This is a genomic window from Geomicrobium sp. JCM 19055, from assembly GCF_000698185.1.
GTDB classification, from domain to species: Bacteria; Bacillota; Bacilli; order Bacillales; family Marinococcaceae; genus Geomicrobium_A; species Geomicrobium_A sediminis.
Window position 1 is genome coordinate 15,603 of the sequence record NZ_BAXL01000018.1, and the last position, 11,848, is coordinate 27,450.

Annotated in this window: 8 protein-coding genes and 3 pseudogenes; 4 read left to right on the forward strand and 7 right to left on the reverse strand. The window is 42.8% G+C overall.

The window, feature by feature from the left end:
• Positions 1 to 12: 12 nt before the first annotated feature.
• Positions 13 to 1,531 (reverse strand): annotated as a pseudogene (locus JCM19055_RS32025) (spore germination protein).
• Between the two features lie 93 nt (positions 1,532 to 1,624).
• On the opposite strand from JCM19055_RS32025, the gene JCM19055_RS15700 reads away from it, so the two are divergent.
• Both JCM19055_RS15700 and JCM19055_RS15705 read left to right on the forward strand, forming a co-directional pair.
• A complete protein-coding gene (locus tag JCM19055_RS15700) occupies positions 1,625 to 1,957 on the forward strand; it encodes an MGMT family protein (protein WP_042360394.1) in 333 nt (110 codons plus the stop codon).
• Between the two features lie 130 nt (positions 1,958 to 2,087).
• Positions 2,088 to 3,641, forward strand: a pseudogene (locus JCM19055_RS15705) (catalase).
• A gap of 55 nt (positions 3,642 to 3,696) precedes the next feature.
• Here JCM19055_RS15705 and JCM19055_RS15710 read toward each other — a convergent pair.
• The 3 genes and pseudogenes from JCM19055_RS15710 to JCM19055_RS15720 form a co-directional block, all read right to left on the reverse strand.
• Positions 3,697 to 4,499: pseudogene (locus tag JCM19055_RS15710) on the reverse strand (nucleotidyltransferase).
• A gap of 181 nt (positions 4,500 to 4,680) precedes the next feature.
• Positions 4,681 to 6,363: a BCCT family transporter gene (locus JCM19055_RS15715; protein WP_042360395.1), complete on the reverse strand. Its 1,683-nt coding sequence runs from the start codon at positions 6,361 to 6,363 to the stop codon at positions 4,681 to 4,683.
• A 135-nt stretch (positions 6,364 to 6,498) separates the two neighbouring features.
• A complete protein-coding gene (locus tag JCM19055_RS15720; RefSeq protein WP_042360396.1) occupies positions 6,499 to 6,687 on the reverse strand; it encodes a hypothetical protein in 189 nt (62 codons plus the stop codon).
• Positions 6,688 to 6,769: 82 nt separating this feature from the next.
• On the opposite strand from JCM19055_RS15720, the gene JCM19055_RS15725 reads away from it, so the two are divergent.
• Complete coding sequence (locus JCM19055_RS15725) at positions 6,770 to 7,945, forward strand: aminotransferase A (RefSeq protein WP_042360448.1); 1,176 nt, start codon at positions 6,770 to 6,772, stop codon at positions 7,943 to 7,945.
• On the opposite strand, the gene JCM19055_RS15730 is transcribed toward JCM19055_RS15725, so the two are convergent.
• Entirely contained in the window at positions 7,929 to 8,549 is a 621-nt protein-coding gene (locus JCM19055_RS15730) for a DNA-3-methyladenine glycosylase (RefSeq protein WP_042360397.1), read from the reverse strand. The genes JCM19055_RS15725 and JCM19055_RS15730 overlap by 17 nt on opposite strands.
• A gap of 98 nt (positions 8,550 to 8,647) precedes the next feature.
• On the opposite strand from JCM19055_RS15730, the gene JCM19055_RS15735 reads away from it, so the two are divergent.
• Positions 8,648 to 8,983: a metal-sulfur cluster assembly factor gene (locus JCM19055_RS15735; RefSeq protein ID WP_042360398.1), complete on the forward strand. Its 336-nt coding sequence runs from the start codon at positions 8,648 to 8,650 to the stop codon at positions 8,981 to 8,983.
• Positions 8,984 to 9,027: 44 nt separating this feature from the next.
• Here JCM19055_RS15735 and pepF read toward each other — a convergent pair whose 3' ends face one another.
• Together pepF and JCM19055_RS15745 are read right to left on the reverse strand one after the other, a co-directional pair.
• Positions 9,028 to 10,824, reverse strand: a complete 1,797-nt coding sequence (gene pepF, locus JCM19055_RS15740) for an oligoendopeptidase F (protein ID WP_042360399.1) — start codon at positions 10,822 to 10,824, stop codon at positions 9,028 to 9,030.
• Positions 10,825 to 10,826: 2 nt separating this feature from the next.
• Entirely contained in the window at positions 10,827 to 11,795 is a 969-nt protein-coding gene (locus tag JCM19055_RS15745) for a RimK family alpha-L-glutamate ligase (protein ID WP_042360400.1), read from the reverse strand.
• Positions 11,796 to 11,848: the final 53 nt, after the last annotated feature.

The window sequence follows — 11,848 nt, forward strand, 5'->3', positions numbered from 1 at the left end:
CACTCCTATTGGTCAGGGCTCGGTTTTTTTTGTGTGTTGCCGTTCAACGTCTTGGTGATCGGTCGTCTTAGGCCGTTCTTTCATCATCCATTTCGGCAACCGTATGAGCGCGTCTTTTTGATCGGAATACACGAATGGTGATAGATCAGACATATATGGAATACCAAATGATTTTAAGCTTGATAAATGAAGCAGCATCGCGGTAAAGCCGACGGAGATCCCTAACAATCCAAACGACGCCGCAAGCCCCATAAAACCAAATCGCAAGATTCGAAACGGACTTGCCATGCTATAGCTCGGAAAGACGAAACTTGCGATTGCAGTTAGTGAGACGACAATCACGACCGCAGCAGAGAAAATCCCCGCTTGTACGGCAGCTTGACCGATTACAATTGCCCCAACGATTGAAACGGCTTGTCCGACCGGTTGAGGCATTCGAATTCCAGCTTCTCGCAAAATCTCAAAGGTGATTTCCATAAGGACAGCTTCAATAAAGGTAGGAAACGGCGTTCCTTCACTTTGGGCGGCAAGGTTACCGAGCAGCCTCGTTGGAATTAATTCTTGGTGAAACGTCGTAATGGCAATATAAAGAGAAGGAGCGAGTAAGGCGATAAAGGCAGCGCCGAATCGTAACAGTCGCACGAGTGAAGCGATGTCTGCTCGTTGGGTATGGTCTTCAGCATTGTGAAAAAAACTGTACAAAGAGTGCAGGTACGATCAGGACAAACGGTGACCCATCCACGAAGATTGCCGTTTTTCCTTCAAGTAAATGAGACGTAACCGTATCTGGTCGTTCTGAAGAGTAGACGGTCGGAAACGGTGTATACGTAGCATCTTGAATTAACTCTTCTATACTTGCGTCTTCAAGAATCGAATCGGTTTCGATCCGGTCCAAACGTTGTCGTAATTCCGTTAGTAAGCTTTCATCGGCAATTCCTTCTATGTAAGCGATGTTGATTTTTGTTTTCGTTCGTGACCCGATTGTTCGTGGTTCAAAACGTAATTTCTCATCAGGTAATCGACGTCGTACGAGTGATGTGTTGACACGAAGACTCTCAATAAAGCCTTCACGAGGACCACGAATGACCGTTTCAGTTAATGGTTCTGTAATCGAACGTTCTGGAATTTTAATAAGAGAGACACTATAAGCATCAGTTTGACCATCAATAAAGATAATGACGTGACCCGATAAAAGTTCATTAAGTATACTTGGAATTGAGGAATGAACTTTCGTCGTACCTACTTCGTTGAAATAAGAAAGATAGTTTTCATCTTTGTTGTCTGAGTAGAACTTTGCTCGGCTTAAGATCTTTTCAATCGCTTGACTATCAACGGTTCCATCAACATAAATGAGGGAAGCTTTCGTTTTGTTCGTCGGAAATGAAAAAGAGCGATGAAGAATATCATCACTTTCACCCGTTCTTTTCATAATTTGATGAAAGTTGTTCACGGCGTGAGGAGATATGTGGTCGTGCACGTGTGAGGCAGGATGTTTGTTTTGCTTATAACGACGTCGTAATCGTACACTCATATAGACACGCCTTTCTTTCAAAGTTTTGATCGTATTGTGTGAAAAGGAAAGCTTTTCTATTCGAAGAAAATCATGAACAAAAGAGGCGATTACATGAAATCGAACTTTTACGAACGAGTGTATACAGTCACTGCAGAAATTCCTGAAGGAAAGGTTGCAACTTATGGCCTGATTGCAAGGTGGTTAGGAAAGCCTAGAGGTGCAAGAGCGGTTGGATGGGCATTGCGAGATGTACCGACAGATTTACAGATTCCAGCTCATCGCGTCATTTATCGGGACGGTTCACTTGCTGCCAGTGAGGTGTTTGGTGGCGCTGGTATTCAAAAAGAGCGATTAATCGCTGAAGGTGTGCCGTTTAAAGACGACGACCACGTCAACATGAAAACTGCTGTATGGGAAGGTCCGTTACACGTTGTGGATGAATAGGAGTCTACCATTTGGTCATGCTAATCATAACCGTGATTAGAAAGGAGCTTAACAAATGGACGAAGAAAAACATACACAACGAGGCTTTGGAACAAATGCTGATGGAGCCGGGGATGCGAATGACAAGCGCATGGCCGAAAATGAAACAGAAGAGACGCTAACGAACCGACAAGGGCAACCGGTGAAAGACAACCAGAACATACGTACGGTTGGCAATCGAGGACCGTCCACGCTTGAGAATTATGATTTTCTTGAAAAGATGAGTCATTTTGATCGTGAGCGTATTCCAGAACGAGTCGTTCACGGGCGTGGAGCAGGTGCGCACGGATACTTTGAATCTTACGGGAAAATTGGCGACGAGCCGATTTCAAACTATACGAGAGCGAAAGTGTTTACGAATACAGAAGCAAAAACACCGGTTTTTGTCAGGTTTTCAACCGTTATTCACGGCACACATTCCCCAGAAACGCTGCGCGATCCTCGTGGGTTTGCTGTGAAATTCTATACAGAAGATGGAAACTGGGACCTAGTTGGAAACAACTTAAAAATATTCTTTATTCGTGATGCGATCAAGTTCCCAGATATGGTGCATGCATTTAAACCGGATCCGCTAACGAACGTCCAAGATATGGAGCGGTTTTTTTGATTTTATCGCTTCAAGCCCAGAATCAACACATATGATTACATTTTTGTTCTCACCGTGGGGCATTCCCGCAAATTACCGTCAAATGCAAGGCTCTGGTGTGAACACTTACAAATGGGTCAACGCAGAAGGCAAAGCGGTACTCGTAAAGTATCATTGGGAGCCACTCCAAGGCATTCAAAACTTATCGCAAAAAGAAGCCGATGACATTCAATCACAAAACTTTAATCATGCAACGGAAGATTTATATAAAGCCATAGAAGATGGCAACTATCCAGAATGGGAGTTGCACGTTCAGATTATGGAAGACGGAGAACATAAAGAGTTAGACTTTGATCCGTTAGATGATACGAAGTTGTGGTATCGTGACGAGTTCCCATGGTACAAAGTCGGTAAAATGACGTTGAACAAAAATCCGCAAAACTATTTCGCGGAAGTTGAACAAGCAGCGTTTGGGACAGGGGTCTTAGTAGACGGATTGGACTTCTCAGATGACAAGATGCTACAAGGTCGTACGTTCTCGTACTCAGATACACAGCGTTATCGTGTTGGCGCGAACTATTTGCAATTACCGATTAACGCACCGAAGAAACGAGTGGCAACAAATCAACGAGACGGGCAAATGGCTATCACGTCGATACGCCACCGAGTCATGACCCACATATTAACTATGAACCGTCGCTATTAGGAAGCTTAAAAGAAGCCGATCGTACGAACCGTAAATTCCATGAACCTGAGATTAGCGGCAAGCTTGTGCGTGAGTCGATCGATCGTCCGAACAACTTCGGTCAAGCAGGGGAAACGTGGAGACGATTTAACGATTGGGAGCGGGAGGATCTTATTTTAAACCTTTCGGGAGCACTTGCAGATGCGCATGAATCGATTCAACAAACGATGATTAAGCATTGTACAGAGGCAGATTCAGAATACGGGAAACGCCTAGAAGAAGGCATCAAAAACCATATCGCAAGTACGAAAGACAAACACGACGAAGGTGTAGAAAAGTCTCGTGAAATGGGACAGTCATCCGATCCATACTAAATCGCGATAAAAAAGGATAGGAGAGCAGTAGAGCTGCTTTTCCTATCCTTTTTAGTTATTCTCCTAGATGGGCGTGCATTTTCATGAGCGTGTGTTCATGCAAATGAAGATCATAACTTCTTACTAAGTCAGCGTGAAGGCTCTCAACGAAACGAAGAGCATAATCGTAGGCGTAAACTAAAGATTCGCGATCAAGTGAGGCTGTTGTTCGTCTGTAATTCTCGTAGGAATGTTCACTTAAATCGTGCTCAAGGTTTTTAGTAGCATTTATCCAACGTTCAACGGTATTTTCTTGAATCCGTAATAGTTCAATACTTCGTTTTGGACTCGTGAGAGAATGTCGAGTGAGCGGGCGTGTTCTCCTCGTTTCAACACGTTAACACCAAAGATCCATAGGTTAACAAAGTTGTTAAAAGCATCATTTACGTGTTCGTTTGTTTTCCAATTCGGTCCGTCACCGCTTAAGTGTTCTAATAACTCATATAATTGGTCGGTATCATCGTAAATAAACATCTGATCGGCTTTTGGAAATGAACCAGTCTGCTTAAACGCTTCGATTATATTCATTTCAGATTGCGGGAGAAAGTGAAACTCTCCACGCACGAGGTTGCTAAAGATCGCTACCAACGTACCGTATTCGTTATTATATATCAGGTCTGTCGTGAAAAGGTTCGTCACCCACTTATGTGAATCGAACGCATTCATTTGATGATCTTTAACGAAGATATAAAATTCCACGTCTGAATGCGCATCGCCTTCGCCTTTCGTAAATGAGCCATACATCATAGCAGCGGCGATTGAACCATCGACCTGGCAAATGTTTGTAACGTCTTGAATTAATTTTTCTTGAAATAACATGCTCTATTCCCCTTAGTCTTTTTTTAGTTCGTTAGCGTAAGACTAGAGGGCAGATCAATGACTGCAATACATAAACACATAAGAGTCGCCCCTTTCAAGTTGGAGTCAACCTGAGTATAACAGCAATGTGTAAAGAAAAGAAGAACACCAGCCACGATTGGCCGATGTTCTTCTTAACGATTTATTCTTTTTTTGGGTTGTGATCATCCGTGTCGTTTTCTTCGACTGATGGAGCGCTTTTCGTTTCAGAGATGTCGTTACGAATCTCTTCATATACTTCTTCTTTCAAGTCGTCATAGAGCTCATCGCGTAAGTCTTGTTTAATTTCATTTCGTTCTGTTTCTTTCGCTTGTTCTCGAATTTCTTTTAAATCTCGTGTCATTAAGATGAGCATACAAGCTAGCATACCGAGCATTATGAAACTAAACGGTAATGCGGACACGATGGCGGCGGTTTGTAACCCTTCAAGTCCTCCAGTGAGGAGAAGTACACTTGCAGTACCTGCAATAAGAACTCCCCAGATGAACTTGATTGAAATCATCGGCTTTAATCCACCTTGACTTGTCATAACGCCTAGTACGTAAGAAGCCGAGTCGGCAGAGGTGATAAAGAAAATCCCGATGAGAATAAACGCAAGCACGCTTGAGATAAATGCGAGCGGCATGTTCGATAACATATCGAACAGTGCAACTTCAGGGCTTTCTGCAACGATCGAAGAAATGCCCGTTCCACCAAAGATCTCTTGGTGTAGCCCTGTACTACCAAACGCTGTAAACCAAATCACACCAACGAGAGAAGGTAGAAGAAGAACGCCCATCATAAATTCTCTGACTGTACGACCTCTAGAGATCCTTGCGATAAACAATCCGATAAATGGTGCCCAAGACATATGCCAAGCCCAGAAGAAAATCGTATTGTTTCCTAGCCAATCGCTATCCGAGTAAGGAGTCATTTGTAAACTCATCGGAATAATGTTAGCGATGTAGCCACCGAGCACTTGAACGAAGTTATCAGCAATAAACAGCGTAGGTCCTACAAAAATGACAAATAATAATAAGATCGATGCTAAGACTAGGTTCACATTACTCAAATACTTAATTCCTCGGTTAACCCCTGTAGCCGCTGAAACCATAAATAACACGGTAACAATAGCGATAATTGTAAATTGTGTTAAGAAGTTGTTTTCGAGAGGAGATATGTAAGAAAGTCCTCCCGACATTTGCAGTGCGCTAAGTCCGAATGTTGTTGCGACACCCATTGCGGTTGCTATGACAGCAAAGATATCGATGCTTTTCCCTGCCCAACCTTGCATTTGTTTCCCGAAAAGTGTGGAAAACGCGGAGCTGATGAGTGCAGGCTGATTCTTTCTAAATTGAACGTATGCAAGCACGAGTCCGACTAAGCCAAAAATTGCCCATACGTGAAGTGACCAGTGAAAGACGCCGTAACGAAGGCCAACGATCGCTGATTGATCCGTACCTGGAGCAATGTTGTCAGGTGGATCGTCAAAATAAAGGACCGGTTCGGCAACGCCCCAGAAAACGAAACCAACGCCGATTCCAGCGGCGAAGATCATCCCGACCCACGTCGGATAGTTGTATTCTGGACGATCATCTGATTTTCCTAAGCGGATTTTACCGAAAGGACTTACTACTAAGAATAATGATAATGCTACGAAAATAGCGGTAATAATCATGTAATACCAACCGAACGTTTCAATCATAAAGTCTAGTGCTGTATTCGCAGCGGTTTCAAGGGAACCTGGACTAAGTGCACCCCAAAGTACGAATGACGCTACGAGAACAGCGGAGATTGCAAAAACGATGTTCGGTCTTTTCGTCTCGTATGTATAGTGGTTTGCCATTGAGTTCGTAAAGATGAGCGAGTCACCCTTACGCTTCCTCCCTTCAAAATGTAAAGTGTAGTAGAATGGCATATCCTATAACTTACCCATAACGAGTTCATTTTTAACGTGTTTTTATGAAAAACAATCTGGCGATTAGAGCCCAAATTGTTTTTTCGTGTTTTCATCGCTCTCAAGTGACGCAATAAATTGTTGAAGCACCTTAGCATCAAGCGTCACATTCACACCTTCAGGCGTTGTCACAAAGACGTGATTTGCTTTTTTAGCTTTTTTAAATTGATACCCGTCAACATTCATGAGTACTCGTTCATCAGGACGTGCCATCTAATCACCTCAATTATTCATTGTACAAAAAAAATCTAAAGAGTATGCGACAATGTTTTCTAAACGAACCATTTGCAAAAGGATGATAAACGTGAATCATAACGAACTTTTAATCGATGAACAAGTGAAAGCCATAAAAACGTCTGGAATCCGTCAATTCTTTAATCGAGTGAGTACAGTTGAAGGCGCCGTCCAACTAACGCTCGGTCAACCAGACTTTCCGACGCCAGATCACGTTAAGAAAAGTGCCATTAAAGCGATCGAAGAGGGTGCAACGACGTATACACCGAATCAAGGCATTGAACCGCTCAGAATTGCGGCTGCTGACTTTGTGAAAGAAAAATACGGATTGAGCTATAACGCTAAAAGCGAAGTCATTACGACTGTGGGCGCAAGTCAAGCGCTCGATCTTGCAGTGCGAACGCTCATTACAACAGATGACGAAGTCATTATTCCCGCTCCTGTCTACCCAGCGTATGAACCACTCATTACGTTGAAGGGTGGAAAGCCAGTATTCGTTGATACGAGAGAAACGAACTTTACACTTACAGCCAATGCCTTACGAGAAGCGATTACGAGCAAAACGAAAGCGGTTATTTTACCGTATCCTTCAAATCCGACGGGGGTCATGCTTGAAGAAGCGGAATTACAAGAGATTGTTGACGTATTAAGAGAACACCCGAACGTGTTTGTCATTAGTGATGAGATTTATAGTGAACTCGTCTATGAAGGATTTCATCGTTCGATTGCAACGATTGGAGAAATGAGAGAACGAACGTTCGTAATTAACGGCGTTTCCAAATCGCATAGCATGACAGGTTGGCGGATTGGGTTCTTATTCGGACCTGAGTCATTGATTCAACACGCACTAAAAGTTCATCAATACAACGTCTCGTGTCCAACATCGATTTCTCAATATGCCGCACTTGCTGCACTGACGAATGGAAAAGATGATGCAAACGCCATGAAAGATGCGTACGTCGTGCGACGAAACTATGTGATGGAACGCTTGGATGCTATGGGGATTTCTTATACGTTACCGAAGGGCGCTTTTTATTTGTTCCCGTCGATTGAGAAAACAGGGTTAACGTCGTTTGACTTTGCCGTTACATTGCTTGAACAAGAAAAACTTGCTGTCGTACCTGGGACGGCATTCTCTGATTACGGAGAAGGCTACGTGCGCTTGTCGTACGCATACAGTATGGACAACTTAAAAGAAGCGTGTGATCGTTTGGAGCGGTTTATTCAGTCTCTTTAGGATGTCTGGAGACGTAAGGGTTGTCGGCCTCATAAAAACGCCAAAGATAATCTTTTGCTTCGCCGCTATTTGGGATGCCAATTCGTTTTGAACGTAAAACAGTGCCTCGTTTTCCGTCTTCAAGGAAAAGGGTAGAAGAACAAAAGTCATGCCCGTCCATTTCGTCACGGGAAACCCCAAAAGCTTGCCCGAACTTTCCGGGTCCGTTCGTAAGATTTAATCGTTCACGTCTCGTCAGTTCCTCAATTGGTTTGCCGTAGCGTCGCTTACTCATCGTCTCGATTCCTTCGAGTGGTTCAACGGCTCGAAGAAGTACGCCTTCAGGTTTACCTGCACCACGCGTGACGACGTTCATACAATGGTGCAAACCGTAAATGATGTACACATAGGCGGTTCCGCCCCGTTTGAACATGGATTGATTGCGTACGGTTTGTTTACCGCCATACGTATGGCTTGCCTGGTCTTTGGGCCCGATGTACGCTTCGACTTCAACGATGCGACCTTTAAGGTGTGTGCCATCGTCGTGGATGATCGTAAGAACTTTACCGATTAATTCTGGTGCAACGTTGAGCGTTGGTCGTTCATAGAACGTTCTAGGTAACATGAGTCATTCACTCCAAATTGTAGCGTAGAAGTTTGAGTTCTGTTTCATTTTCAAGTATGATATTAGTAGAATGATTGTTGATTAAAGAGGTGACGAAAATGGCAGATGAAGCACTATTAGAAGAAACAAGAGAACGTGTATTTGCAGAATTGGAAAATGTAATCGACCCAGAACTTGGTGTTGATATTGTTAATTTAGGTCTCGTTTATGATATTCAACTTGATGAAGAGATGAACGCAACGGTCGTTATGACACTCACATCAATGGGTTGTCCATTAGCCGGCATGATTCAATCAGAAGTGAAGAATGCACTTAGTGACCTGCAAGAGAACAAAGAGATTAACGGTGTAGAAGTGAGCATCGTCTGGAACCCACCGTGGACGAAAGATAAGATGTCTCGTTACGCTAAGATTGCACTAGGCGTTGCTGATTAATAACAAACGACCGATACATTCGTGTATCGGTCGTTTTCGTTCGTCTAGATGTCCATTGCTCGTAATTCCTCAACCGTTTCTTTAAACATTTTCATCGCATTTTCAACTGGGGCGCTAGTCGTTAAATCGACCCCTGTCTCGTTTAGCAATTCGAGCGGGTCCTTTTTGCTGCCGCTTGCGAGGAATGTTAAATAATTGTCGAGTGTTTCCTTGTCACCATCTAAGATGCGCATGGCAATGTCAATCGCAGATACGAACCCTGTCGCATATTGGTACACATAAAACGCACGATAAAAGTGAGGAATACGAGACCAACCGTATTTCACTTCATCATCAAAGACGAGTTCTTCACCGAAGTACGTACGGAATAATCCTTCATAAAGCTCATTTAAAGACTCTGCATCGAGTGGTTCGCCGTTCTCAGCACGTTCGTGAGTTTGTTTCTCGAAGTCCGCGAACATGACTTGTGTAAAGAACGTTCCTCTAAACTGTTCAATGAAATGATTGAGTAAATACGCTCTCATTCGTTCATCTTCTGTATTTTTGAGTAAATATTGAATGAGAAGCACTTCGTTCACCGTTGATGCGACTTCAGCAACGAAGATTTTGTAGTTTGCGGTGATTTGTGGCTGTTCTTTACTTGAGTAATGGCTATGAAGGGCATGACCCATCTCATGTACGAGAGTGAACAAACTGTTCAAGTCGTCATGATGATTAAGAAGAACAAACGGGTGAACCCCATAAACGCCCATGTTGTATGCACCTGAACGTTTGCCTTTCGTTTCTCGAACGTCGATGTAACGTTTGCCTCGAAACAGTTTTAGTTGAGCTACATAGTCTTCTCCGAGCGGCTCTAACGCTTTTAACATCGTGTCATACGCCTCATCGTAAGGGATTTCTGCTTTAACGCCTTGTACAATTGGTACATTTAAATCATATTGACGTAGTTCATCAATCCCGAGTCGTTCTTTGCGAAGCGTTGCATAGTCGTGAAGCGGCTTGCTATTGTCTTTTGCGGATTGCAACAAATTGTCATACACTTCCTCAGGGATCTCGTCGCTAAATAACGCTTCTCCTAAGGCAGAAGAGTAGTTGCGAACCTTGGCAAGTGCAGCGTTTGTCTTCACTTCGGATGCGTAGTTCGTCGCAATTGTATTGTTCATTTCAACATAAGGTTTATAATACGCTTTATACGCTTCTTGACGCTTCGTACGGTCTTCATCTTCAATGAGCTTCGAATACATACCCCGAGTTAATTGCACGGAATTCCCATCTTCATCTGTTACATCACCAAATGAAATGTCGGCGTTGTTAAACATGTTGTACGTGTTTGATGGGGCTTGGAACGTTTCGTGCAGTTGTGAGAGCAGCTGTTCTTGTTCTTTTGAAAGCACATGCTCTTTTTCCCGGAATGATTTCCATAAACTATCTTCAAAATAAGCAAGCTCAGCTTCCTCTTGAATGTATTGCTCTAGCGTTTTCTTTTCTAAACTTAATAAGAATGGCATAAAGAATGCGGTCGATTCACTGATTTTGACACTAAGTTGAGCAGTTTGACCGTTAAGTTTTTGCGCTTTTGAATCTCTCGTGTCAATATCTTGACGAAACATCGCATATGCAAACACTTTACGTACGATTAAGCTTAATTCTTCTTGTGTTTTTAAATACTGTAGAAGAGAAGTGCTGTCATCAATCTTTCCGTTAAATGTTTGAAGTTTGTCAGCAAGTTCATACGATTGTTTCACATCTTCTTGCCACGCAGATTCATCTTTGTAAAGGTCGGTTAAGTCCCACTTTTCATGATCGGGAACGTCTGTTCGGTTATTGTATGTTTTCGCCAAATCTAATCACCACTTTTTTCTGTTAATGTACCCGTAATTGCTTGGGGGAATTCTTGTTCTAAACGATTTTTAAGTGATCGTGCAATTTCTTTCATGCCGAATTGATTCACTTTTTGTTCTGCATCGCTATTGTAGTTCGTGTTCGTATTAATGTCGTACGTGTACGTATTCCCATCTTCGTCTTGGATCGATTCAATCCCTGCAAATTGTATGCGTGCGTCACGTAAAAATGCTTCATATTGTTGAATTAACGATGGATTAAACTCAGATAAGATCCGGAATTTTTCCTTTGGCGTTTCAGTCGTAGGGCAAGAATCAATCGCAATCGAGCACGCATCAGCAGGACAAAGTTCAAACCCTTCAGACGTATCGACTTCAACAGCATAAAGAAATTTGCCATCAATAAATTCAGAGCGGGTAATCGTTTTCGTTTTACTTTCGATGTATTGTTGAATCAACGTAATGCCATCAATTGAAGGCTCAAATTCATTGTCTAAATACTCAACAAGTCCTTGAATTGAATAAAACAAACGTACACCGAGTCCTTTACCTGCTCGGTTATGTTTCGTAATAAAAGGACCGTCCATTTTCTTTGCACTTGTGATGATGTCTTCTTTGCTCATCGCAACGTACGTTTTTGGAACTTGGATGTTGTTCTTTTCTAAATGTGCATATTGCATAGCTTTGTTGAGTTCAAATTGCAACGCCTGTGTGCCGTTATATACGATGCGGTTATGGCTTTCTAACCAGTGCAACAGAGCAGATGTATACTCGGGTGCATAACGATGACCACGTGTATGTGAAGAGGCACTCATTCGATTGTAATACACGCCTTCAGGGGGCGTGTCTAACACGTTAAAAGCACCATCAGCCATATGCCAAAGTTCAAAAGGGACATTTAGCGCTTCCAGAGCGGTTTTTAACGGTTCTGTCCATTCATCATTTTCATGAAGTACGTAAATCTTTGCCATTACAGTCACACCTTTCCGTTACTTGTATTTTTACAGATAATGTAGAAAAAAAC

What these genes read in the sequence shown, in the direction of transcription:
- JCM19055_RS15700 (WP_042360394.1), top strand. Translation starts at nt 1,625, where the DNA reads ATGAAATCGAACTTTTACGAACGAGTGTATACAGTCACTGCAGAAATT.
- JCM19055_RS15715 (WP_042360395.1), bottom strand. Translation starts at nt 6,363, where the DNA reads ATGGCAAACCACTATACATACGAGACGAAAAGACCGAACATCGTTTTT.
- JCM19055_RS15720 (WP_042360396.1), bottom strand. Translation starts at nt 6,687, where the DNA reads ATGGCACGTCCTGATGAACGAGTACTCATGAATGTTGACGGGTATCAA.
- JCM19055_RS15725 (WP_042360448.1), top strand. Translation starts at nt 6,770, where the DNA reads ATGATAAACGTGAATCATAACGAACTTTTAATCGATGAACAAGTGAAA.
- JCM19055_RS15730 (WP_042360397.1), bottom strand. Translation starts at nt 8,549, where the DNA reads ATGTTACCTAGAACGTTCTATGAACGACCAACGCTCAACGTTGCACCA.
- JCM19055_RS15735 (WP_042360398.1), top strand. Translation starts at nt 8,648, where the DNA reads ATGGCAGATGAAGCACTATTAGAAGAAACAAGAGAACGTGTATTTGCA.
- JCM19055_RS15745 (WP_042360400.1), bottom strand. Translation starts at nt 11,795, where the DNA reads ATGGCAAAGATTTACGTACTTCATGAAAATGATGAATGGACAGAACCG.